General features: G+C 50.3%; 22 protein-coding genes and 1 pseudogene. 16 read left to right on the top strand and 7 right to left on the bottom strand.

Annotated features, from left to right (window positions below):
* Positions 1-12 precede the first annotated feature (12 nt).
* From dapD to WJM45_RS07305, 6 genes are all read left to right on the top strand, one after another.
* Positions 13-831 carry a 2,3,4,5-tetrahydropyridine-2,6-dicarboxylate N-succinyltransferase gene (gene dapD, locus WJM45_RS07330; protein WP_341328307.1) on the top strand — a complete coding sequence of 273 codons (819 nt, stop codon included), beginning with the start codon at positions 13-15 and terminating at the stop codon, positions 829-831.
* Between the two features lie 435 nt (positions 832-1,266).
* Positions 1,267-1,845: a Uma2 family endonuclease gene (locus WJM45_RS07325; protein ID WP_341328306.1), complete on the top strand. Its 579-nt coding sequence runs from the start codon at positions 1,267-1,269 to the stop codon at positions 1,843-1,845.
* Positions 1,846-1,924: 79 nt separating this feature from the next.
* The gene (locus tag WJM45_RS07320) at positions 1,925-2,167 is read left to right on the top strand and encodes a hypothetical protein (RefSeq protein ID WP_014147745.1); all 243 of its coding nucleotides are present in this window, start codon (positions 1,925-1,927) and stop codon (positions 2,165-2,167) included.
* Between the two features lie 9 nt (positions 2,168-2,176).
* Positions 2,177-2,524: an ArsC family reductase gene (locus WJM45_RS07315; protein WP_341328305.1), complete on the top strand. Its 348-nt coding sequence runs from the start codon at positions 2,177-2,179 to the stop codon at positions 2,522-2,524.
* 405 nt (positions 2,525-2,929) lie between these two features.
* Positions 2,930-4,057, top strand: a complete 1,128-nt coding sequence (gene dapE, locus WJM45_RS07310; RefSeq protein WP_341328304.1) for a succinyl-diaminopimelate desuccinylase — start codon at positions 2,930-2,932, stop codon at positions 4,055-4,057.
* 14 nt (positions 4,058-4,071) lie between these two features.
* Positions 4,072-4,293 (top strand): hypothetical protein, encoded by a 222-nt coding sequence (locus WJM45_RS07305; protein WP_341328303.1) that lies wholly within the window; start codon positions 4,072-4,074, stop codon positions 4,291-4,293.
* A 423-nt stretch (positions 4,294-4,716) separates the two neighbouring features.
* Here WJM45_RS07305 and WJM45_RS07300 read toward each other — a convergent pair whose 3' ends face one another.
* The 3 genes from WJM45_RS07300 to WJM45_RS07290 all read right to left on the bottom strand — a co-directional run bounded on the left by WJM45_RS07300 (position 4,717) and on the right by WJM45_RS07290 (position 7,171).
* Positions 4,717-5,139, bottom strand: coding sequence for a hypothetical protein (locus tag WJM45_RS07300; RefSeq protein WP_341328302.1), 423 nt, complete (start codon positions 5,137-5,139; stop codon positions 4,717-4,719).
* A gap of 269 nt (positions 5,140-5,408) precedes the next feature.
* The gene (locus WJM45_RS07295) at positions 5,409-5,969 is read right to left on the bottom strand and encodes a Uma2 family endonuclease (protein ID WP_341328301.1); all 561 of its coding nucleotides are present in this window, start codon (positions 5,967-5,969) and stop codon (positions 5,409-5,411) included.
* A gap of 221 nt (positions 5,970-6,190) precedes the next feature.
* Positions 6,191-7,171, bottom strand: coding sequence for a cytosolic protein (locus tag WJM45_RS07290; protein ID WP_341328300.1), 981 nt, complete (start codon positions 7,169-7,171; stop codon positions 6,191-6,193).
* 220 nt (positions 7,172-7,391) lie between these two features.
* Between WJM45_RS07290 and WJM45_RS07285 the strand changes: the two genes are divergently transcribed.
* Together WJM45_RS07285 and WJM45_RS07280 are read left to right on the top strand one after the other, a co-directional pair.
* Complete coding sequence (locus WJM45_RS07285) at positions 7,392-7,574, top strand: type II toxin-antitoxin system HicA family toxin (protein WP_341328299.1); 183 nt, start codon at positions 7,392-7,394, stop codon at positions 7,572-7,574.
* 9 nt (positions 7,575-7,583) lie between these two features.
* On the top strand, positions 7,584-7,976 hold the full coding sequence (locus tag WJM45_RS07280) for a type II toxin-antitoxin system HicB family antitoxin (protein WP_341328298.1): 393 nt from the start codon (positions 7,584-7,586) through the stop codon (positions 7,974-7,976).
* A 327-nt stretch (positions 7,977-8,303) separates the two neighbouring features.
* Here the strand turns inward: WJM45_RS07280 and WJM45_RS07275 are convergent, their stop codons facing one another.
* On the bottom strand, positions 8,304-8,696 hold the full coding sequence (locus tag WJM45_RS07275) for a type IV pilin protein (RefSeq protein ID WP_341328297.1): 393 nt from the start codon (positions 8,694-8,696) through the stop codon (positions 8,304-8,306).
* Between the two features lie 34 nt (positions 8,697-8,730).
* On the opposite strand from WJM45_RS07275, the gene WJM45_RS07270 reads away from it, so the two are divergent.
* From WJM45_RS07270 to WJM45_RS07240, 7 genes and pseudogenes are all read left to right on the top strand, one after another.
* Positions 8,731-9,303 carry a GspH/FimT family pseudopilin gene (locus WJM45_RS07270; protein WP_341328296.1) on the top strand — a complete coding sequence of 191 codons (573 nt, stop codon included), beginning with the start codon at positions 8,731-8,733 and terminating at the stop codon, positions 9,301-9,303.
* On the top strand, positions 9,294-10,103 hold the full coding sequence (locus WJM45_RS07265) for a prepilin-type N-terminal cleavage/methylation domain-containing protein (RefSeq protein ID WP_341328295.1): 810 nt from the start codon (positions 9,294-9,296) through the stop codon (positions 10,101-10,103). The genes WJM45_RS07270 and WJM45_RS07265 overlap by 10 nt, the downstream gene beginning before the upstream one ends.
* Before the next feature lie 19 nt (positions 10,104-10,122).
* Complete coding sequence (locus WJM45_RS07260; protein ID WP_341328294.1) at positions 10,123-11,499, top strand: hypothetical protein; 1,377 nt, start codon at positions 10,123-10,125, stop codon at positions 11,497-11,499.
* A 39-nt stretch (positions 11,500-11,538) separates the two neighbouring features.
* Positions 11,539-12,429, top strand: coding sequence for a prepilin-type N-terminal cleavage/methylation domain-containing protein (locus tag WJM45_RS07255; protein ID WP_341328293.1), 891 nt, complete (start codon positions 11,539-11,541; stop codon positions 12,427-12,429).
* A 427-nt stretch (positions 12,430-12,856) separates the two neighbouring features.
* Positions 12,857-13,150 carry an IS66 family insertion sequence element accessory protein TnpB gene (locus WJM45_RS07250; RefSeq protein ID WP_341328292.1) on the top strand — a complete coding sequence of 98 codons (294 nt, stop codon included), beginning with the start codon at positions 12,857-12,859 and terminating at the stop codon, positions 13,148-13,150.
* Positions 13,138-13,488 (top strand): IS66 family insertion sequence element accessory protein TnpB, encoded by a 351-nt coding sequence (gene tnpB / locus WJM45_RS07245; protein ID WP_341328291.1) that lies wholly within the window; start codon positions 13,138-13,140, stop codon positions 13,486-13,488. Before WJM45_RS07250 ends, tnpB begins: the two co-directional genes overlap by 13 nt.
* Positions 13,489-13,575: 87 nt before the next feature.
* A pseudogene (locus WJM45_RS07240) lies at positions 13,576-15,210 on the top strand (IS66 family transposase).
* Position 15,211: 1 nt separating this feature from the next.
* Here the strand turns inward: WJM45_RS07240 and ltrA are convergent.
* Positions 15,212-16,489 (bottom strand): group II intron reverse transcriptase/maturase, encoded by a 1,278-nt coding sequence (gene ltrA / locus WJM45_RS07235; RefSeq protein ID WP_341328290.1) that lies wholly within the window; start codon positions 16,487-16,489, stop codon positions 15,212-15,214.
* A gap of 1,024 nt (positions 16,490-17,513) precedes the next feature.
* Between ltrA and WJM45_RS07230 the strand changes: the two genes are divergently transcribed.
* Positions 17,514-18,566 (top strand): M23 family metallopeptidase, encoded by a 1,053-nt coding sequence (locus tag WJM45_RS07230; RefSeq protein WP_341328289.1) that lies wholly within the window; start codon positions 17,514-17,516, stop codon positions 18,564-18,566.
* Between the two features lie 804 nt (positions 18,567-19,370).
* On the opposite strand, the gene WJM45_RS07225 is transcribed toward WJM45_RS07230, so the two are convergent.
* Together WJM45_RS07225 and WJM45_RS07220 are read right to left on the bottom strand one after the other, a co-directional pair.
* The gene (locus tag WJM45_RS07225; protein ID WP_341326526.1) at positions 19,371-20,387 is read right to left on the bottom strand and encodes an IS110 family transposase; all 1,017 of its coding nucleotides are present in this window, start codon (positions 20,385-20,387) and stop codon (positions 19,371-19,373) included.
* Between the two features lie 315 nt (positions 20,388-20,702).
* Complete coding sequence (locus WJM45_RS07220) at positions 20,703-22,739, bottom strand: sulfatase-like hydrolase/transferase (RefSeq protein ID WP_341328288.1); 2,037 nt, start codon at positions 22,737-22,739, stop codon at positions 20,703-20,705.
* Positions 22,740-22,827 lie beyond the last annotated feature (88 nt).

The raw sequence follows: 22,827 nt of genomic DNA, 5'->3' as shown, positions 1-22,827 counted from the left end.
CAACGGAAAATCATGTCAGAACTAGAGAATATTATTAATACCGCCTTTGAAAACCGTGCCGACATCACACCGGTCAACGTTTATCCCGAATTGCGCGAGACCATAAAAGAAGCAATCAATCTACTCGACAGCGGCAAGGCCCGCGTCGCTGAAAAAATCGACGGCGAATGGGTCGTTAACCAATGGCTCAAAAAGGCGGTGTTATTGTCGTTCCGCGTCAATGAGAACCGCGTCATGGACGGCGGCGTCAACCGTTATTACGACAAGGTCGAAACCAAATTCGCGTCTTATACGCCGGGCGATTTCGCCAAAGCCGGCGTACGCGTCGTGCCCAATGCGAATGCTCGCCACGGCTCCTACATAGCGCCTGGAGCGGTATTGATGCCCTCTTACGTCAACATCGGCGCTTATGTCGACAGCGGCACGATGGTCGATACCTGGGTCACGGTTGGATCGTGCGCGCAAATCGGTAAAAACGTACATTTATCAGGCGGCGTCGGCATCGGCGGCGTGCTTGAACCTTTGCAAGCGGGACCGACCATTATCGAAGACAACTGTTTCATCGGCGCACGCTCGGAAATCGTTGAAGGCGTGGTCGTCGAAGAAGGCTCGGTCATTTCGATGGGCGTTTACATCGGCCAAAGCACCAAGATCTATAACCGTATGACCGGCGAGATCACCTACGGCCGCGTACCTGCAGGATCGGTCGTCGTACCGGGCAACTTACCTTCCTCGGACGGCAAATACAGCCTATACTGCGCGGTGATCATCAAGCAGGTCGACGAAAAAACTCGTAGCAAAACCGGCATTAACGAATTACTGCGCGATTGATTCGCAATTTGCCTGATACGCATTACTCCGTTGCCACGCCCCAAAGGCTGCGAAGTATTGGCGGATAAAAGATAAAAAATTATTTACCATGGAGAACATGAAGGTAATGAAGAAAAAGCTAAAAACCCACTAACTCATCCTTCATGTCACTTCATGCTCTTCATGGTAAGTTCGTAATATACCCATCGGAGATCGAAATTCGGCACCGGGGTGCCCGTCAGAGGACGCCGTGAATACATCCATGTAGGCTCTATGCCAGCCCCTCACCTAGCGCTAGGTGAGGGGCCGAACACCCCGACGCCTCCTTAGGCACTGCCGAAATTTGAAGTGCGAAAGGTATATTAATACTTTCATAGCCTAGCGGGGAATCATAAATCCGCCCCGAGGCAGCGCCTGGTTCTGAGAGCGACCGGCGATTAAAACGGTAAATCACTGATGAGCTTAAAACGAGCCGAGCACTTTATAAGCGAGGAAGATTATCTCCATGGCGAACAAGAAGCCAAGACTAGACATGAATTAATCAATGGTGAAGTCTATGCGATGGCCGGCGCGAATGAAAACCACAATCTAGTGTCGGGCAACGTTTTTTCCGAATTGAAAAACCGTCTAAAAGGCTCGCCTTGTAAAACCTTCATGTCGGATATGAAAGTCAAAGCCGGCGGCGATTTTTTTTACCCGGATGTCATGGTCGTTTGCGAAGAAGACAACGAACATGAATACTACAAAAGCGCACCGATTTTGATTGTCGAGGTTTTATCCGAAAGCACCCGGAAATTCGATAAAACTTATAAACGTTTGACTTATCAGAATATTCCTAGTTTGGAAGAATATGCGATCATCGAACAAGAACATTGCGAAATCGAAGTTTTCAGAAAAAAAGATCACTGGCAGTCGACTTATTACTACCTAGGCGATGACGTCCACTTTGCTTCGCTAGACGTATCGATTTCGGTTGAGGACATTTATTATCAAGTCGACAATGCCGACATAACCAAGCATTTCGCCGAACGCTGATTTTTTCCGCAAACCGAACAAGTTAAGCGACGCGTGCCCCTACAAAACTCTTTAACTCTTAACCAACCACACCTCGACCATGACAGAAAATTTATCCAATGATGCCGTTATCTACGCAATGCTTTCGATCAACAGCGAAATTGCCATACAAAAGGATTATCTCGATTCGCCGGAACTGCCGGTAGACGAAAAGGAGTACGAAGAAGAAACGCTCGCCGATCTCGAGCAAGCCTTAATGGAATTCATCGAGCTGTATAAAAACCGCCTTAAAGCGGATAAAACCCTACCTAGCCTAGATGAACTGCTATATAGCGAATTATAAACCCGAGCCATGCCTATACTTTACGGAATCAAAAACTGCGACACGATCAAAAAAGCCCGAAAGTGGCTCGACCAAAACGGCATCGATTACCGCTTTCACGATTACCGGGAAGACGGCTTGACGGTCGAATTGCTGAAAAACTTTTTGGCTCGAAGCGACTGGCAAACCTTGCTCAACCAGCGCAGCACCAGTTGGCGGCAACTCGACGAGATGCAAAAAGCGGACCTGAACGAAGACAAGGCTTTAAAATTGATGCTCGAAACGCCGACACTGATCAAACGCCCAGTGCTAGACAACGGCGGCCAACTGATCGTCGGCTTTAAGGCTGAACAATATCAAGCCGAATTTGACCTCTAACTCCTTTTCAAGCCGCCTCGAACGCTTTGGTTTGCTTTGAACACAGTCAAAATGCTTTGGACGGGGTTGCAAATCCCGTCCTGCATAGGCATGGCAGCAACGTAGCCCGGATGGAGCGCAGCGCAATCCGGGAAGTTCGAAGCCGCGCCATTCCCGTATTCGCTATGCTGTATACGGGCTACATACTTTAATAGCATCTTGGAAAAGAGCGGATGCGGGTTGGCCGTTTTTAACTTGATGCGTATGGATGACAAACCCCGTCCTATTATAGGAAAGACCCAGCTAGCCAACTTCGAGAAATTAAAGCTTCTCGCATTGCAATTCCGAGCAAAGAGTTTGGAAATTAGCGAAAATGCCTCATTCAATAACAACGAAATACGCTACAAAACCTGCCGTACATAAATCATGAACGATCCATTGGAATTACTTAAAGACTTGATCAGCCGCCCATCGGTCACGCCCGACGACGCCGGATGCATGGAACTGATTGCCGCACGTCTCGAGAAAACCGGCTTCCGCGCCGAATATCTCGATTTCGAAGATACCCGGAATCTCTGGCTGAAACGCGGCGAAGACAAACCGCTGTTCGTTTTTCTCGGTCACACCGATGTCGTGCCGACCGGCCCGATCGAACACTGGCAATCGCCCCCGTTCGAGCCGACGATAACGGATGGCAAACTCTACGGACGCGGCGCGGCCGACATGAAAAGCGGCATCGCCTGTTTCGTCACTGCAGTCGAACGCTTCATCGAAAAACACCCGGATCACCGAGGCTCGATCGCGATCATGCTAACCAGCGACGAAGAAGGCCCCGCGACGAACGGCGTCGTCAAGGTCATTGAAACCCTGGAAAGACGCAACGAAAAAATCGACTGGTGCCTGGTTGGCGAACCGTCGAGCGATAAAAAGCTTGGCGATGTCATACGAGTCGGCCGGCGCGGCTCGCTGTGCGCGAAACTGACCGTACACGGCATACAAGGCCATGTCGCCTACCCCGAAATCGCCGAAAACCCGATTCATCGTTTCGCCCCGGCACTGAAAGAACTAACCGAGGAAATCTGGGATAGGGGCAATGCATTCTTTCCGCCGACCAGCCTGCAAGTCTCGAACATCAACGCCGGCACCGGCGCCGAAAACATCATTCCGGGCAGTATCGAGGTTCAGTTCAACCTGAGATTCAGCACCGAATCAAACGAAGACAGTATCAAAAGGCGCACAAAAGCCATTCTGGATAAATACGATTTAAAATATGACCTGGAATGGCGATTGTCGGGAAAACCTTTTCTGACCGACAAAGGCGATTTGATCGATGCGGTCCACGCCGCGATCGATTCAGTCACCGGTTTCGAACCGGTCGACGATACCGGCGGAGGAACCTCGGACGGACGTTTCATTGCCCCCACCGGCGCGCAAGTCGTCGAGCTCGGACCGATCAACGCCACCATTCACAAAATCAACGAAAACGTCGACCTTAAAGATTTGGACACTCTGACCGATATCTATCACAACATACTGGTTGAATTGATGATATAAACTCGGAGGGTAGCATGCCCGAAATCAAACTACCCGGGCCAATGCGCATGGTCTGGGGAAGCCTCGGCTGTCTTTGGCTGGCGGGGATCATAAACAAAGGCTTTTATACGACGGCGATTATTCTGCTTTTATTCGTTCCGGTACTAATTATGATTAACGGCGAAACGCCTAGCCAAATGAGAAAACTGCAGAAAGCCCCTCATCATACAGAGCCATCCGATTCGTCTGCGGCATAGACTCCGGGCAGCAATTCCCAGTTTGAGCATTTTCGCCGATCTTAGGGTGTGGGGTATGCCTGTCGAGGAACGCCGTAAACCCATCCATGGGGGCTTGACGGCAGCTCCCTGCTGCCGACATCCTCGCCAAGCACACCCCACACCCTTTTTGATCCCCAAATTGGGAATTTTCTGGTTCCCACGGTCCTCCGTGGGAATCCGTACCTTGGCTGTCGAAACCGGATTGGTATGCGTTCCCACGCTGGAGCGATGGGAACGAGGAAAAATCTCCCCCAGCCACTCTTTTTCAAAGAGGGGAATAAAACTCCAAGGACCTTAACTTAATGGCATTGACGCTCTGCGTGGAAACGATAGGGGGGGTGAATAATTACATCTTAGACTGGGTGTGGAATATTATTCATCCAATAGCGCCTTCGCTACCACCTAAGCCAATTTAACGATAGCGATAACGGCGGACACGGTTAAACCTAACGACCAAAACATAAACCTATCCATGCGTCGGGTAATAGCGGTTAAATGCTTGTCCATTTGTTCAAAACGCTTATCGACTTGTTCGAATCGCTTATCAACTTGCTCAAAACGCTTATCGACTTGTTGAAAACGATTATTCATATCGGAACGCATTTCTTCAAAACGCTTATCGACTTGCTCGAAACGCTTTTGAGTCATCTCAAAGCCTTGCATCATCAACTCTCGCTGATGTTTCAGCTCTTCCTCGACACGAACGATACGCTCACGAAGCTCAAGCTCATAACGTACATTCGCATTAACCACTTTCGGACGCGCCGCAATACTTTGATCGATGAGCTTTTGTATTTGTATTAAATCTTCTTGGGCGAGTGCCATCTTAATGGCTCCATAAAAAACACTAATCAATAGCGACTATATTAGCCAGAGCGTATTGTTAAAACAATTTCTTGGGTGAATGACCTAGAAACAAAACGGCTTGTGCGAGCAATACTTTTAACGGGATTGTCGAGTTCGCTCTACTAAAACCATAGATATTTGTTGCAACTTTTCATTACGTCAGGGGCTACCGGAATGACGCGTTTCAATAATGTGTGCGACTTGGCTGAACGACCTTACCAACCACGTAATTGCTGATCGCCTGTTTCTCAATCAACCCATAGAACGCTTAGATTGAAGGTAATCGCATCGAACGGCGCGATCGAAATCGCATCGTCGTTTTCGAATACGCCCAGCAACAACCAACCGGACTCGGTATTCTCAAAAACCTCGAGAATACGCAACACCGGATCGATCAACCACACATGAGCAACGCCCTCCCGGGCGTAAATCGGCATTTTTTCGACGCGATCGATCCGCGCCGTACCGGACGAAAGCACCTCGCAAACCCAATCCGGCGCCAATTCGAAATATGCGCCTTCCGGCAATCTCGGCAGATGTTCGCGCCGCCAACCGGCCAAATCAGGAACCAAAATATCGAAACCCAAATGACATTCAGGCTCATCGAGAATCCACCAGCCGCCCGGGCCTCCTCTCCCCTTATCAAAAGGACTGACAATTTCATCCCCCAACGAAGACGAAGCCCTAGCATGCCGCGGCGAAGGACGCGGTTGCGTATATAAAGCGCCACCGATGATTTCCGCAATCATATTGTCCGGCACCGCACACAAATCCTGATACGTCGCCGGTTTCAATTGAGGTAAATCCATTTCACACCTATTTGTCTTTAACGAATACGATTGAACAGTCTATTGGCTGCGGGAAGCTGGAACTTCCCGCACTGCGTCCCCAAGCATCGTAGGTCGGGTTAGGCGCGAGCCGTAACCCGACGCATCCGCACAAAATGTCGGGTTACGCTACGCTAACCCGACCTACCTAGACTGCATTCCCAAGCAAAGAGGGGAGCCATAACCCAACCAGAATCCGACCATCAATGCGTTGAATTATCGGACTCGAACACCGCTTCTATCGTAGGCGCATCGATAATGTTGTCCAACCATTGCTCTAATTCGCTTTGACCTGCCTGTGCAATACGCTCATCTACCCAGGCGGGTGAGGTTTTAAAACGCCGGGAAATCTGGCGCCGCAGTGTGTTTTGCTCCGCCTCCAATTTTCCTTTTTCCCTGCCCTTTTCCATACCTTTTTCCATGCCTTTTTCGATACCAATACGTTCCACACTTGATATATATTGCATTTTGCCGCACTCCTCGAGTTCATTAATGTTATGCCACAATTCCCGCTCCAGATCTTTCGGCAACCTCATCATCCAGTCGATCACCTGAAAAAGATCAATCACACGCTGCTTGTCCCAGCCCCGCTCATAAAGCAAGCGTATTAGACGCCATTTAGCCTGAAAACGGTAACTATCATCGCCTCGCGTTTGCTGGGTCAGGATATGAGCCGCCGTCACAATCGCAAACGGATTATGCTGAGTCAACAAAGCTTCCAAACGATCATGATAATCGGTAATCTTGGCGACGGGAAACCGAATCGAAGTCTCGCTGCCCAGTATGCTATAGCCGAAGCGATCGGGCTTCCAACCGGGATGCTCGTCAGCCAACACCGCCAAACTTGCCACGGGACGGTCATAACGATCGAAAATCCGGTAATTATAGGTAAACATGCGCTTGGCAAAACGCGCTTGTTTAGCACCCTGCACTTCGACATGAATATAGACCCATTGCTCAGCGCCTTCGAGCAACGTCACTTGGACCAATTTATCGACGAAGCGTTTCCCTAACGTCGCATCCCGAACGACCGCTCGTAATTCCTGATCCAAAAACGTATAGGCTTGGGTCCAATCAATCAGCTTCGCGGCGTCCGGAAAATAAAACGCCATGAATTCCGGAAAGTAGCGCTCGACGGCTTTTTTCCAAGGGCTATCGTATTCGTCCGGGACGGATTCGTTCATGACACTAAATATAGAAGTCAATACTGGATCTGTCATTTTACGCCTATTCGGATAAAAAACATCAATGGAATTCGCGTAGCAGCAATTCCCAGTTTGAGCGTTTTCTCTGGGCTGTTCGCGTAGGCTGGGTTACGGCTACCCGGCTTTTTTGGTGCTTTATGTCAACACCAACGGTGGTTATAGTGTTGATACTTTTTATTGAGTAATTATAATAACCATCATGGACAGTAAACAACTCATCAAGCAACTTGAAGCCGACGGCTGGATTCTGGCGCGAATCAAAGGCTCACATCACCAGTTCAAGTACCCGGATAAACCCGGCTTGGTGACGGTCAAACATCCTGACAGCGACATTCCCGCCGGTACGCTGAACAGCATTCGCAAACAGGCGGGATGGAAATAAGAGGTTATCATGCGATTTTCTGTAGTATTGCATACCGATGACGGCGTTCGTTACGGCGTTACCGTCCCCGACTTGCCGGGCTGTTTTTCGGCGGGCGACACCCTTGACGATGCATTGGCTTCCGTTGCTGAAGCGATTGATTGTCACATTGAAACATTGATTGAAGACGGAGCCGATATTCCTGGTTGCAAACCGATTGCAGAGCACCTATCCAATCCGGATTATTCAGGCGGCGTTTGGGCATTCGTCGACGTTCCGGTTGAAAAATACTTCGGCCCCGCCGAGAAAATCAACATCACGCTGCCGCGCCTGTTGTTGGCGAGAATCGATCGCTATGCGAAAGCGCACGGCGCAACGCGCTCCGGTTTTTTGGCTGAAGCGGCTCGTGCGGCAATGCGTTAAAGGAAAAGACGTAGAATAGGTCGGGTTACGATTATACATCGCAGATCAAAATTCGGCGCCGGGGGGCCCGCCCATCAAAGGACGCCGTGAACCCAGCATTTAAATTATCCAAGACAATTAATTCTAGCCAATGGGCTGTGGAATTTAGGTGCTGGGTGAAGACGTCCATGTAGGCTCTATGCCAGCTCCATGCTGGTCCCTCACCTAGCGTTAGGAGAGGGATCGAGCACCCCGGCGCCTCCTTAGTCACCTGCCGAATTTTGAAGTACGAAAGGTATAGTAAGCGTATGCGGATTAAGTACATGTCTGATTCGAATTTTCCGCGAATCAAGGCCTATCACATGAACTAGCATTAATAACCGCATTTTGTGTAATAGTCAAAGTGCCGCATTTATCGCTTGTTTGCGCGCCTTGGGGTGTGGCGGTCATCGTATAGCCTGTTGCAGTCGCGGCGGTAATTGCAAGCGTGTAATAATCACCTCCTGAACTTGAAGCCAAACCCAAGTCTGACAAAGTGCTGGTGTAACTCGGATTAGAGACACGCCAGCGCTCTTGCGCAACCTGTGCTCGTAACAATGCCTCCTTAGCTTCGCCACGCCGCCCAGTACGAACATGCTCTTGATAGGAAGGTATAGCAATAGCAGCTAAAATTCCAATGATTGCCGTGACAACGACGACTTCGATGAGAGTAAATCCACGAAAATTTTTGTGACAATGCATAGTAATTCTCAAATATAAAAAAAAATACGAATGAATGTATCTAAAATTAGTCCAATATAACGATAAAGAATATAACGTAATTTTGATAATGAAAAATAAAACGATGAAGCATCGTAGCCATCAAAAAGGTTTTACACTGCTGGAATTGCTTGTGGTGGTTGCTATTGTCGGCATTTTGGCGGGATTGGCAGCTCCTTCATTCAATACTATGCTGGAGCGGCGCCGGTTGGTTGCTGCAACGGAGTCGGTATTATCGGATTTGCGTTGGGCTCGGAGTGAATCGATCAAGCAGAATCGGCCAGTGCGCGCGACTTTTACGCCGGGAAATCCCTGGGGATACAGTATCAATGTTGACCCTGTTAATACCAACGAGCAAATTAAACCTGTTTGGAGTAATCCTAATTTTCCAGATACGACCCTGGTGCAAACAAATTTTGCAGGCAATATGGTGACTTTTGATCCAGTCAGGGGAACCTCAAACAATGGCACGATTTCGCTAAGTTCCACGCCATCAGGCTTTCAAACACAGGTTGTTGTGAGTACATTGGGCCGGGTTCGTGCCTGTGCAGTCGGTGGCGGTATAGGGGGGTATGAAACATGTTCATAAAAAAACAAAACGGCTTAAGTTTAATTGAACTATTGATTGGCTTGTTAGTTGGAGCCATTGTGGTGGCTGGTGCGGTCAATATTTTCACCGGCAGTATTCAAAGCAGTGCGGACAACATCAAGCTTACCCGCCTCAATCAAGACTTGCGCGCGGTGATGGACATTATGGTTCGTGATATACGGCGCGCAGGATTTGTAACAAACAACCCGGCACAATTCGGTCAATCGTTACGGAATAATCCATTTTTTTCGATAGACGATGATACAGATATATCCGTGTTGGATTATGACAGTGGCAGCGATAACTGCATTCTTTATTCTTACAATAGAGACCCAACCCTTCATTACGACTACGATGAAGCTCCTCCTGCTCCACTTGATCCTATCGTTCCACAAACAAACGATCTACTTGGTTTCAGATTACGATTGACTGGCATTAATGCCGGAGTATTGCAAATGCGAAGATCAGGTTTAACGACGACCGATTGTAGCGATGGAAGTTGGGAGGGTCTAACCGATCGTCGTGATATTGAAATTACAAACTTGACATTTGCGATAGACGAACAAGCCCTGAACGCAAGCGTCATGTCGACCCGTTTGAAAGACGGTGATCCGACGACTGATTTATGCAGCCCGGGTGATGCCACATGCACAACTTGTAACACTGGCGATGCCTGCGTGTTCGTGCGTTGGGTCGATATTTCTTTAACAGGGCGGTTGCGGGATGACCCAGTCGTGACACAAACACTGAATCAACGCATCCGTATCCGAAATGATAAATTTATGGCGTCATTTCCGTAAAATGACAGGAGAATTAGCCATGAACGCTTTACCAACAAAATCACAGCATAGCCAATGCGGTGCAGCTTCTGTTCTAGTCGTATTGATGCTTTTGATCGGCATGGGAATGGTTGCCGTTACTACATCCCGTACCGCCAAGATGGAACAAGCGATTACAGGAAACGATCTACGCGCCCGCGAAGCCCAAGAAATGGCATTTGCCGGTCTGGAATATGCGGCGGCTTATGCCACGGAGTCCGAATGGGTCGCTATCGATAATATCTATCGATTAAGACACATGTTGAATTGGGGCGATGTAACCCCGGATGGGACTAGAGAATTTAACTGCGGGCCGGATGTCGGTACGCCATCTGCCGACTGCCCTACTTTGACTTTACCACCAACCGGAGGTACTACCTCCGGCGAAACCTATACTGTTCGAGAATTGCGGTACACGCGCATCGCGCAAGATCAGTATAACGGCGATCTAATTCGCATTCGATCGGTGGTGCGCAATACCGGAGGCGACATTTCCGCAACCGCCGAAAATTATATTGTCTTGTCTCCACCGGCAACTGAAGAAGGAGGTGCGTCCGGTTTCAACATGCCACCTCCTTGGGTCATGGCAGGCTGTCTAACGACCGCTCCGACAGGAACGCCCGACACTTATTTATTATCAGCCGGCGATACGGCCGTGATCACCGGCAGTTCGACATACGATCCCAATCCCAATGCTTGCCTGCCACCAGGTCATCTGGATGTTGGTACTTGGGAGGATACCAACGGCAATGGCATTATGGATCCCGGTGAATTTCAATCCGACTCGACAACTTTCAATAGCGATGTATTCAAGGATAACTACGGAAACGAATCTTTTTGCCCCAGCCCAAACGATAACAATTGCGCCTGGAACCAGGCATTCAATGGTGCAAGTCTGGAAGAGGCGAAAGCGGCTGCGACGGCGGCCAATAATATTTTTACCGGCGATATTCCTTGCGGCTCTCCAGGCAGCACGCCTATTTATTTGATTCATCAAAGCGGTAATATCAATCCAGGCAGCATCGTCGGCGGTTGCAGCGGTCTGGGGGTCGACCACCGAACAGTTGGAACACCATCAACGCCTGTTATCATGATAGTGCCGACCGCTTATGGCTGTCCCAAGCTCAATGGCGGCATTACTATTTATGGCATAGTCTATTACGAATCAACGACGGCTTGTGCCGCCAACGGCTGGGGCGGAGCAACCATCTATGGGTCCGTCGTTTGGGAAAGCGACGTGGATAGACCGAATGCCAACTCCGAATTTATTGCAATAGACTACAGCAGCAATGAAGCCTGGAATGCGATTTTGTTTCCACAACCTAACCCATTGCCTTACACCGTCAGTGCGTTACCTGGCACTTGGCGTGATTTTTAGTGAGCGCCTTCCATGAGGAGAGTCATGATGTATCATTCGATGCAAAATAAAACCCAAGGTTTTAGTCTAATCGAGGCGTTGATCGCGGCGCTCATTGTTGGTGTAGGTATGTTAGGATTGGCTAAATTACAGGGCGAAATGTTTATTGGCAGTACCGATAGTCGAATGCGGACGCATGCGCAAAATGCCGCTCAAGCCATAATCGAAGATTTTAGATCATTTGCGCATCAAAGTACCTATGCGACATTTGCCAACGGCAGCGACGTATTTACTCCAGTAGGTAGCAATGCTCAATTTAGTAGATCCTGGACAGTCACGGTTTGCCCGAATACTGTCAACTGCAAACAAATTCAAGTGACAGTCACCTGGACGGATAGCAGAAACAATTTACAAACGGTTAATTTAACATCTTATATAGCGGAAGCGGACCCTGTCAAAAGCGGGGTAGTCTTGGCGGAAATGACGCCGGCTTCGCCTCCATCGGGTGGTGAAGGTGATAACGGTGATGGTGACACCGCTAGCGACGGTGATGGTGACACCGCTAGCGACGGTGATGGTGACACCGCTAGCGACGGTGATGGTGACACCGTTAGCGACGGTGATGGCAATACTCCTGCACCTATCCATGGGGGTGGCAGGCTAACTGGTAATAAGTCTAACTGCGTCTCCTCTATTACCTTAACGGGAACGGGTGGTACGGCATCTTGTACGCCAGGTTCAAATACTTACAGCTGTAGTATTACATACAGCAGTGGTAGTACAGAATTTCAAGGTATTTTAAAAGCAACTATTTCTGGCTCAGGCTGCTCAAATGCCGTTGCCTGTGTCGGTGGCACGCTTATTTCTGGCGATTCTGCTGGTCACAACATTACTATTACACCAACAACTACTGAACTCCCAGCAATAGCAGCGCAAAATAACAACTGCTAACCCATAAACCGATTTCGCTTCCGGGCAATTTTTATGCTGGGCAGGAGGTTCCAACCGTTTCGACCGTGGCAAAAAACCGAAACGTTGGAGTTCTCTTTATCGTTCGCCCTAAGCCTGTCGAAGAGCGAATGTCTATAGGGGTAGAGAAGAGCCGTTTCAGACTCTCCCCTCCCTCCGAACCGTGCGTGCGGTTCTCCCGCACACGGCTCTCCAGTCGATAGTTTCCTCATCGGGATTGGCTCGCTTGCGCATAGGCTTCAGTCAGTGTGAAAAGTCCCAGGTTTGCGAAGTAGGCATTCGGCCATTGTTGATGGTCTCTGACGTTCCTCCCTGTCCCGCTCCCTTTCTTTTGTAAGCGTCCAACGCCACCATCTATAAAACCTTCCCCGCCGCGGTTATCCTCAGAGTTTTTCCACGAGGAGAGCACATGGCATTATCAGAGAGACAGAAACACCATATCGAAGCCTGGCAAGCCAGCGGATTGACCAAGACGGCGTATTGCCGTCAGGCGGGCTTGAACGTCAAAACCTTTGCCCGCTGGTGCCGATTGGCTCGGCAAGCGGCTGACTCCGATGCGCCTGCATTAATACCGGTCCGGTTGCAACCGGAGCCGACGGTCTCGGGTTCGATGTCGTTGCGTTGGCCGCAAGGCCACGTTTTGGAAATCCCGGGCAGTGTATCGCCGCATTGGCTCGGGGAGTTGCTGCAATGTCTGGCTTGATTGAGAGTCCTGTACAAATCTGGCTGGCGATCGAGCCGGTCGACCTGAGGCGCGGCATCGATGGCTTGTCGGCGATCGTGCAGCAGCGCTTGGCACAGTCGCCGTGCGCCGGTTCGGCGTTTATTTTTCGCAATCGCGCCGGTAATCGTTTGAAAGTGTTGTTGTGGGACGGCAATGGCGTTTGGCTGTGCCAGCGGCGCTTGCATCAAGGTTCGTTTACCTGGCCCAAGGTCGGTGAAACCGTGTTTGCGCTCAGTCACGCACAATGGCAATGGTTGATTGTCGGTGTCGATTGGCAACGCTTATCGGCCAAACTGCCGGACCACTGGCAGGTGTGAAAGCCGGGTTTGAAAAGCCTCTTAAAAAGTGGCTCAAACCCAATAAAATCAAGGCGTAAAGAGGATTTAGATGGTATAATGAGCCCCATGAATCCACTGGCCGAACTCGATCAATTAAACCTGGAACCCGCCGCGAAAACGCAAGTCGCGGCGATGATTCAGGCGCTGATCGAGCAAGCCGCGCAGGATGCGCAAACCATTGCTGATCAGCAGCGTCTTTTGCAAACGAAGGACAGCAGTCTGGAGGCCAAAGACATTAAAATCGCCGCGCTGACGCACGAACTGGCTTATTACAAGCGTATCCGTTTCAGCACCAAGAGCGAAGCCCTGGCGCCGCTGCAGCGCGATGTATTCGAGGAAACCTGGAACACCGACATCTCGGCCATCGAAGCCGAAGTCGAGCAGCTACAGGATGACAGTCCATGCGAAACGGTCATTCGCCCCAAACGTCCGCGCGCCGGACGCCAGCCCTTGCCGGATCATTTGCCCCGCATCGAGCACCGTCACGAACCCGAATCCTGTACTTGCGGTCAGTGCGGCAAGGACTTGGTCAAGATCGGCGAAGACGTCACCGAACAACTGGACGTCGAGCCGGCCAAATTCTTTGTCCATCGTCATATCCGCCCACAATATGCCTGCCGGACTTGCGAAAACATCACGGCGGCGCCGATTCCCCCGGCAGTGATCGACGGCGGCATGGCAGCGGTCGGCTTGCTGACCTGGGTGATGATCGGCAAATTCCTTGATCACTTACCGCTGTACCGACTGGAACAAATCGCCGCCCGCAGCGGCGTGGTCTTGTCCCGCTCGACCCTGGCCGATTGGGTCGGACGCCTCGGTGTCGCCCTGGAGCCCTTGGCCGATCGTTTAACCTGGCATTTATTGCAGCGCGACAGCCTGCACGCCGACGAAACCCCGGTCCCGCAACTGGATCCCGGTAACGGCAAGACCAAGAAAGCCTATCTGTGGGCCTACCGCAGCAACGACTTGCAACCCGGACCCAAGATTATCGCCTTCGACTACCAAGCCGGTCGCAGTGGCCGGCATGCGCAGAACTTTCTACAAGACTGGCACGGTCACCTGCTGGTCGACGACTACGGCGGCTACAAAGCCCTGTTTGCGACGGCGCGTGCGCATCCCGAATCGTCCTGCCTACTCGAACCGTGTGTCGAGCTGGCATGCTGGGCGCATGCGCGGCGGAAATTCTTCGATCTGTATCAGGCCAATCAGAGCCCGATCGCGTAGGAGGCGCTAAACCGTATCGCGGACTTGTATGCGCTCGAAGCAGACGCGCGGGAACTGACATCCCGAGAGCGCCAAACCCTTCGGGCCGAGAAAAGCCTGCCGGCACTCACGGACTTACACGATTGGCTGCACCAAACCCGGTTGCGCACCGCACCGAATACCGCAACCGCCAAAGCCATCGATTACACGTTGAAACGCTGGCCGGCCCTGACGCGTTACGCCGAAACCGGCGATTTACCGATCGACAACAACCCGGTGGAAAACGCCATCCGACCGATTGCCCTGGGCAAAAAGAACTGGCTGTTTGCCGGATCCGAGCGCGCCGGTCAACGGGCCGCCGTTATTCAAACCCTGCTCGGCACCGCCAAACTCAATGGCCTCGATCCTGCCGCTTGGTTAAACGAAACCTTGGAAAAACTACCCACCTGGCCCAACAGCCGTATCGACGAACTACTGCCGTTCGGTCACCTGGATTAAATCATGTTCCGTTGAGCGCGGATAGGTGGCTCGGTTGGACGCTTACTTTCTTTTGGTACTTGCGCAAGATACTTCTGAGTCTGCGCCGTACAAATCCGTCCATGGCTTGTAACTCGCTCTTGTGGACGTGTTTAAAGTAGTTAAACCAGCCGCGTAATATCGGATTGAGTCGGTAAATCACGGTATCGATTGAAACTCCTTGGCTTCGCCGGGTCTGCGCTCTTATCTTATCCCGCATCGCCTTTCGGCTTTTCTTGCGGATTAGGTGCAGTCCCTTTTTGAAGGTGTAGCCCAGAAAGTCGAATCCGTGCGGGTCGTTTTGTTCGTTGACAAGCCTTGTCTTGTCAGGATGCAGTTCGAGCTGGTGGTGCGCCATCCACTGTTTCACTTCGGTCAGGGCTGCGTCGGCTTCCGCTTCGCTGGCCGCCAAGATGATGAAGTCATCCGCATAGCGCACCATGCGATACCGGTCGCCAATCAGGTGATCCAGTTCGTTGAGGTAGATGTTCGCCAGTAACGGACTCAGTACCGCCCCTTGTGGCGTCCCCTGCTTGGGCTTCCAGCTTTCGCATTCGGTCATGATGTCCTGTTTTAAATAGGCTTCCAGCAAGTTGAGCAAACGTCGGTCAGCGAGTCGCTCGCCAAGTTTGCTCATGAGTAGGTCATGACTGATGTTGTCGAAGTAGCCTTTGATGTCGGCATCGACAATCCAGGTGTAGCCGGCTTTGAGCCATTCATCGACCGCTCTTAAGGCGTCTTTACAACCTCTGCCCGGTCTGAATCCGTGGCTGCTGTCTCTGAAGGTGTGCTCAAAGATCGGTTCTATCACCAGTTTAACCGCCATCTGCACCACCCGGTCTTTGACCGTGGGTATGCCTAAGGGCCGCTCGCCGCCTCCGGTCTTCGGGATCATTACCCGTTTGACCGCTTGCGGTTGGTACGTACCGCTTTGCAGTTGCTGCTGTAATTCTTGCAGATACTGCTCCGCTTTACTTTCAAATCGCTCGATACTGATCTTGTCTATGCCGGCCGCTCCTCGGTTGCTTTTCACCCGTTGCCAGGCGATCCGCAAGGTGCGTTCCGCATAGATTTTATCCATCAAACTATGCCATTTGCCTCCTTTGACACCGTTGCCCAGTGCCGCCAACATGCGTTCCGTCCATATTCCGGCTTTCACCTCAGAGCACTGCTGCAGCACCGGGATGTCTGTTTCCTGTCTAGTCTGTTCTGACACTGTGGATTCTACCTCTTCGGTTGCCTTGTTCTGTTCAGTTCGCATCTATCTTCCTACCCCCCTTAGCTAATAGCGGTTTTGCTTCCCGCTCGTCTCTACGGTTACAGGACGTAAGACAGAGCCGGTTTCACGCTACGCCCGGCTGTCGGGATTTCTGGTTCGGCTTTCCCACAAGCTCTATAGGGCTCTGTCTGTCTCCGTCTTCACTACTATGAGGGCTCTGACTCCTGCCGGTCGTTCACTGCAACCGACAGGTCTCCCCGCTTGCTACGTACTACCTTCCTGTCATTCAATCTCCAAACATCCCATGCAGTCAGATCATCGCTTTATCAGCCAAATCAGCGTGATCTGTGATTTCCAGGCTTCGCCATGGAACGGAAGGCTCGCCACTGCACAGAACCGAAACGAGTTTGCCTTACTACAGACTGACAGTTCATTTCCGGTTACTCCCCACCCCACCTCGCGGTGACGCAGTTACCTTCAATTTCAGAGCTTTTGGCTTGCTCTGGTACGGACTTTCACCGTACTGGTAGTACGCCCTCACGGGCGTACCGTTCCCAAGTTCTACTTGGGAATGCCTACCTTTAAGCTATGCTTATTATTCGTCAAGCGGAGCTTGACGGTAGACACTCCCAAACAAGAGTTTGGGAGCGAGCAAATCTGATCTGAAGAAGTTATACCTTTCGCACTTGATATTTCGGCATTGTCTAAGGAGGCGCCGGAGTGTTCGGCCCCCACACCTAACGCTAGGTGAGGGGCCAGCAATTTTGATGATGACATTGGGCACGAATAATTAGCTATAACCCGACCTATCGTTGGATTCCCTGCCAGGTTACACACTAATCAGGCCTACATACGCAACCGTAGATGGGTAGCGTAAAGCGAAACCCATCACGGCACGGTGAAAGTATTCAATCTTGCGAAACAACCATGAAGCGCATGAAGCTAGGTTATTGATTTTATAGTTTTTTCTTCATTTCCTTCATGTTCTTCATGGTGAATAAATTTTTATGATGTATTAGTTAATACTTTCACAGCTACTGGAGCCGAGGAAATGAGGAATCAAAGCATGAAGAGTTCTCGTCATTTTTCATCACCCTTTCGTCTTGCTTTATTTGACTATCGGAAAGGCGGCAAAACATCGTCTTTTGCCTTACGGCACGCACCGGCTCTGGTCGGCATTATATGGGTTCTGTTTTCGTTTAACGTTGCCGCTAAAAAGCTTTATCAATATCAGGACGAACGAGGCATTTGGCACTATACCGACAAGGCGCCCGACACGGAATTACCGGTTACGATCCGGCAATTGAAAGTCGAACAACGGCAAAAGGTCTGGTTGATACAAGGGGGCGACAAGCGGCGCCCGACTTACGCCATCCGTAACGATTACGGCGGCCCGGTGCAAGTGGAAGTCGCTTTTGTCGAGCACGAGAATGCTTTGGCCAATCCGGCGTTGCCGCATCGCTTTATCGTGCCTCCAGGGCTATCGAAAACGCTGCTCGAAATTAGCGAAGCACAACCGCAAGCCGGTTTTCGTTTTACTGTGAACTATCGTTATGCAATAGGGCCGCCGCTAACGGACTATCTACCCAAGCATGCCTATCTCCCGCCTTTCGCGGACGGCGAGTCATTTCAAGTTACTCAAGGTTTCGAGGGCGAATTCAGCCACACCGACCCGGAAAACCGTTATGCGGTCGATATCGCGATGCCGGTCGGCACGCCGATTCATGCGGCTAGGTCCGGAGTCGTGATGGATGTCGAGCGCGATTTTTTCGAAGGCGGCGTCAAGCCGGCCTTCGGCACACGCGCCAACCGGATCCGCATTCTGCACGATGACGGTTCAATGGCTGTTTACGCGCACTTGGAACTAGAAAAAACGCAGGTATATCCGGGCTTGCGCGTCGAAGCGGGTCAATTGATCGCTTATTCCGGCAATACCGGATTTACCACCGGACCTCATCTGCATTTTGCCGTGCAAATCAATAACGATATGGCTTTGACTTCGGTGCCGTTCAGCTTTATGTCTGCCTCGGGCGTACCGAATGCACCGATTGCCGGCGCCTGGTTAAAAGGAATCGCGGCAACTCAAGGCAAGGCTGTCGGAGCGGATTCGATTAAATAATCATGCCGATTTTTTCAGCGTCCACGATCCGTCGTGCGAATTTATATCTTAGCCTTGCTCCCTTGATACTCAAAAAATGGCTAACTTTATGAGTATGAGGGTAACTATTCAGTCCCCCGGAAATTATCGTTCCCACGCTCTGCGCTCATCGTTATACATAGATCTTGAATTACTTTTTTCAATCCTATCCCATGAGGCCTCGATACCATTGATTGTCGCTTCACACACTAGGCCTCGAAATCGCGATCTGGGGATCGCTCCCACAGAGCATCCGCCCCTTTGTGGGAGCGACGCCTTCGTCGTCCCTCACCTAACGCTAGGTGAGGGAAAGCCACTGATGTTCAATATCAGCTAATTTATCAAACTGCCCCGTTTCCAAGTATACGATAACCTCTGTTTAGCAAACTTACCGGTACTTGTATATACCCATATATGGACTCCTCGTTTATTGCAAGCCAAGTTTTCAAAAAATGATGTCAAAACAGAGATCAAGATTGCTGCCATATATTCGGTCTCTCAACAGAGGCTTTATTGCCTCAGGACTCCTGATGAATCTATCCGCGCGCTTATTCCTCAACCATCGTAACGGTTTCTTAAGAACCTATGGGTATAACGGGTTGTAAAAGCACCGGTCTGACCTGTTGTTGTCATCACTGATTGTCTACTTGCCTCCGCAATCTTGTGTACTCGGTTAAATCAATCTCACTCATCAGGGTTATCCACGCTTTGTCCACGGGCTCCGAGCTCTCTTCTCTAGCTGGGAGCCGGTGGGCAAAGGGTGGATAACCCGGCCCAATGCCCGCGTTAGGCAGGCGCCCCTTGATAAGCTTCATTTTTCGTGGTCATTGCCCACAAGATGCGGGCGTTTTTGTTGGCCAGGGCAACCGCGGCCTTGTTAAAGCCGCGTCGCTCGACCAGCGACTGCAGCCACCGGCTGAGTTGATCCGTTTTGCCAGCACAGTTTTTGACCACCGCGCGGGCACCATGAATTAAGTTGGTTCGGATATAACGATTACCCCGCTTACTGATCCCCAGATAGCGGGGTTTATCGCCGCTGCTATGCTGCCCGGGAACCAGGCCCAGACTCGCCGCATAATCTCGGCTACTGGTATAGCCTTTGCCGTCCCCGATATCAGATGCCACAATCGTGGCGGTGATCGGACCCACCCCGGGAACATCCAGCATGCGCCGGCTTAATGCATCGGCTTGACTGAGCCTGCCCAGCCGTTTGTCTTGCTCCTTAATCACCTTATCCAATTCTCTCAACCGCTCAGCTTGCTCCGCAATCAGCTCTCGACACAGCGCCGTCAGTCCGTTCTCGGCATCTTCTAAAATATCAGGCAATTGTTTTCTGACTTGATCGACCCCTTTGTGAATGGCAATGCCGCGCTCCAGCAAGGCTCCACGAATCTGATTCACTACAGCAGTTCGTCGTTTGACCAGATCCTGGCGTAGATTATGAAGCAGTTGCATATCTTGCTGTACCTCGGTTTTGATCGCCACCACCCGCTTATTGGGCCGGCCGACCGCATCAAAAATCGCTTGGGCATCGTTAAAATCATTCTTGTTGCCGACCAAGAAGCTCTTGACAAACTTCGCGTTCAATAACATCACTTCATGGCCCAGTTTAGTTAATTCTCTAGCCCAATAATGGCTACTGCCGCACGCCTCGATACCAATCGTGCTGACCGGATAATTGGCGAAGAAGGTCAAGACTTGCGCCCGTTTGAGTTTTTTCTTGATGACTTTATTATCCGCATTCAACGTATACAGATGAAAAATGTTCTTTGCGATATCTAAACCAATTACGCTAGTATTCATCTCGGACTCCTCTTGTTTTGTTTTTTACTAAGGTGCTATTTGACACCAACAGAGTGAGAGGAGTCCATATCATCATCGTAGATCAAAATTCGGCGCCTGGGTGTCCGCTAAAGGACGCCGTGAATACTTCCATGTAGGCTCTATGCCAGCTCCATGCTGGCAAAGCCTTTATCGGACACCCAGGCACTGCCGAAATTTGAAGTGCGAAAGGTATATAACGGCGAGCGCCGGAGCGTGGGAACGATAGGGGTGTGAATAATTACGTATGAGGGGAGTATGCTGTATTCGGCAATACTTTCACAGCCTCTAGGATGTTCAATGCTGATGCATATAAACCTGAGCACTTGGAAATTTCGTCCGTTGCCGGTATTCAAACTCATGCCATTTTAAATTTTCCCATTCGCGAATGATATGGGTCATGCGCTCTTTTTGCTGAGGATCTTTCAGCCAGTCTTGATAGGGTTTCCATTGCTGAAGTTCGCTTAGAAACGCTTGTTCCGATCGAAAGTCGAAAACAATCCTGTCTCCGCCGTATTTGACATGGCCGATGAGTGCCGGCAACTTTAAGTTGCCGACTAATTGAAAGACTGTTTTTTCTTGGTCGAGCCGTTGGTTCGGCAATCCGAATGCCGAGCGGATCGCCATTTCGGCGACATCGACCTGCCCTATCGCTTCCCTTACTTCTATATTGGGATCGTTGAATACGAGCGGTATATGCGTTTGCGCGTCGTTGATCGCATGACCGTGTCCGAGAAACCCGTCTTCGAATAACGATTCGCCGTGATCGCCTAGTATAACCAGTGTGGTTTGGTCGTAGAGATCGTATCTCTTTAGCGCTTCGACCACTTGCCCGACCGCCCAATCGGCATTGGCTATGGCATTCCAATAGGTTTCAGCGACCCGTTCGCGATTTTCCGCACGGATTTCCGACCGTGGAATAAAGTCGTCGATTAAGATTTTCTGCATGTTCGGATGCGAGTACGGAAAATGCGCCGCCTGAAAATTAATGTAGATAAATTGCGGCTTATCTAAATCAAGTTCGTTGAAGCGTTGTTGAAACTGTGCCACGACTCGTTCTTCGCTGAGCCTTAGGCTGCCTGGATCTTTGCTTGGAAATACCCGGTCTTTGATTGCCGTGCGCGCGTCGAAATAATAAACGCCCGAATTAGTCATGCCTGTATTTTTTGCAATATCGCCGAACGATTCGTCTTGACCGGATATAATCGAGATTCCGTAACCGGATTTCTGTAGATAATCGATTAAGCGGTGGCGGTGATCGTGGTTAATCAATTCCCGATTGAATATTGCCATCAACGAGGTTGTAGTATAGCCGGTATGACTGTAGGCGTATTCTATCGAAGTGCCGGTTCGCGCTATTTCGCGTATAACCGGCGCGACATAACGCCCGTTGATTTGCTGTTCGAGCAAGTCGAATCGCGCGGTTTCCAATACGATCAAGACAATGTGTTTTCCCGCCCGCGGCTCTATCGCTCGCAATGGATCCGGTTTAAGCGGCATCAATACGGCATCGCCCATGATGCCGTCTTCGTCGATTCGATTACCGGGAATGTCCATGGCGCCGGGATAAATTTGCGCATCGAACAATGCAGGATCTTTGGGATAGCCTAAGAGGCCGTAGCCGTCCCCGTCAAAGTCGGTCAACGTATCCAAGACCGAGCTAACGAGGTGATAAGATGTCTTTTTTTGCAAGCCGTAGCGAAGAAAATGGTTTTCGGAAATAAAATAGGTCAAAAAGGGCGTGATTACTCCGAGCGTTATCAATAAACGTTTGAATGTTTTGGTTTCGGTGCTTTGTTGGTGGTAGTCTCGAACGAATTCATGATTTGTTAACAATCGGGCAATCGCGATAAAAACGATGATAATGACGGCCATGATGCCGACAAACAAAGCGATTTCGTTAGAGGCATAGAGCAAGCCTTCCCTCAGACTGCCCCCGCCCAAGTTTCTGATGATTTGGTAATTGATCGTATCGTTGAAATAAGACAGAACTTTGAACTTGAGTCCGAGCCAAATCCCCATCGCCAGCAATACGATAACCGTGAAGCCGTAATAAATAATGATGCCGAACTTATTGAGCCGGTCGGCGGTATAAAACCAAAGGCTGGCCAGTATGCCGCAGAGAAAGAAGTCGTACCAAAGTGTTAGCAGTAAAAAAATAGCTCTTTCGGGTAGCGTTCTGTAGGAATGAGGTTGTAAGAATCCACCGGTAAAAATATCGTATTTAACGTGCAATAATGCCAGTTCGAAAAATTGAACGATCACAACGGAAAAAAGGACGACAAACGGTCTTCTGTGTCGCCAAATGAATTCTTCGATCTTCAGGAGAGGCATGGTTTGTATGGGTTAATAATTTTGTTGGGAGCTTGTGATTTTAGGTTATTTCTTTGATTTAATCTGATAATGCGTAATTACATACCGC

The sequence above is a fragment of the Methylotuvimicrobium sp. KM2 genome (assembly GCF_038051925.1).
In the GTDB taxonomy this organism is placed as follows: domain Bacteria; phylum Pseudomonadota; class Gammaproteobacteria; order Methylococcales; family Methylomonadaceae; genus Methylotuvimicrobium.
The sequence above is the reverse complement of the archived record's forward strand: the minus strand, read 5'-3'. Positions and strand labels throughout refer to the sequence as shown.